General features: G+C 50.5%; 1 protein-coding gene. It reads right to left on the reverse strand.

Annotated features, from left to right (window positions below; all coding sequences use genetic code 11):
- Positions 1-208: 208 nt before the first annotated feature.
- Positions 209-1060, reverse strand: an 852-nt coding sequence (locus tag NW838_RS03365; RefSeq protein WP_414427497.1) for a 2OG-Fe(II) oxygenase, incomplete at its 5' end; no start/stop codon positions are given.

Consider the following 1060-nt stretch of genomic DNA (forward strand, 5'->3'; position numbering starts at 1 on the left):
ACACACCTACTACAACGACGATCGCATTCACAAAGTTGAGGGGGGGGAATGTGATCAGTGGTAATCACTTTGTGCAGACCACCAGCAGTCAAGGGACGACCATCGGGCGGGATCGCAGGGGCAACCACTGGCTACACCATTTTGTCCAATGGCATCGTTTGCACTGGCAGGGGCAGAACCCGCACTTGTATCATTCCGCCCAATGTGCCTATTTACGCCGTACCCAGCCGTTGACCGTAAATCTACTATCGGCAAACTGCCGTGAGGGACAAGTCACGGGTAAAACTTCGTGCATCAGATAGCTGGGAAAGAAAATGATAGTGTTGTTGGCAGGAACATAGGTTTTATAGGTGTCGGCTTTGACATACATATTGTTTCGCACTTCAGAGTCGTAGATCAGCAGTTCCCCCCCAGAAAACTGCTTGGGTTCTCGGTAGAAGTAATAGACATAGGTCAGTTCCCTTTCTTTGGCATCAGGACTGCCGTTGTCATTGTGCACTTTGTAATAATTGCCGTGGTTGTGCGCTGTCATTTGACATTCGATGTAGGCGATGGGAAATGGCTCCATTTTTAGGCTTTTGAGCACTTGGGGGATTAGCATTTGCACATAGTGGAGAATCACCCCTGAAAACTCAGGGAAGTCATGCAGCACCCATGAACGGCGGTATTCACTGTCATTCGCTGAGTTTCGGGAAGGGACAAACCGCCCTTCGTTGGCGATCGCATATTCTAGTAACTGTTGGTTTTTGTCCCGCGGCAAAAAGTTATCCACCCGTGCATAGACCGCAGGCTGTTTTTGGGGCGCGGTGGTGGGGGTGTGGACATTGATAGCCTTGTTAGGAGTGATAGACCAAAGCCTGATCCCCTCTTGCTCGTCAACTACACAACAGCGGAAGTTGCGCCACGGAAATTCATAGGCGAGGGGTTGTTCCCGCAGAATTGCCAAGCGGGACTCTGGTAAACCTAAAACCTGCCCCAGTTCCTCCGTGGTGAGCCAATACCCCCTCTCGGCAATCTCTTGTACTGCCTGCAGTTGGCGCATTAAATCTGTAACTTTTTC

It is taken from the genome of Synechococcus sp. R55.2 (assembly GCF_047462075.1).
GTDB lineage: Bacteria > Cyanobacteriota > Cyanobacteriia > Thermostichales > Thermostichaceae > Thermostichus.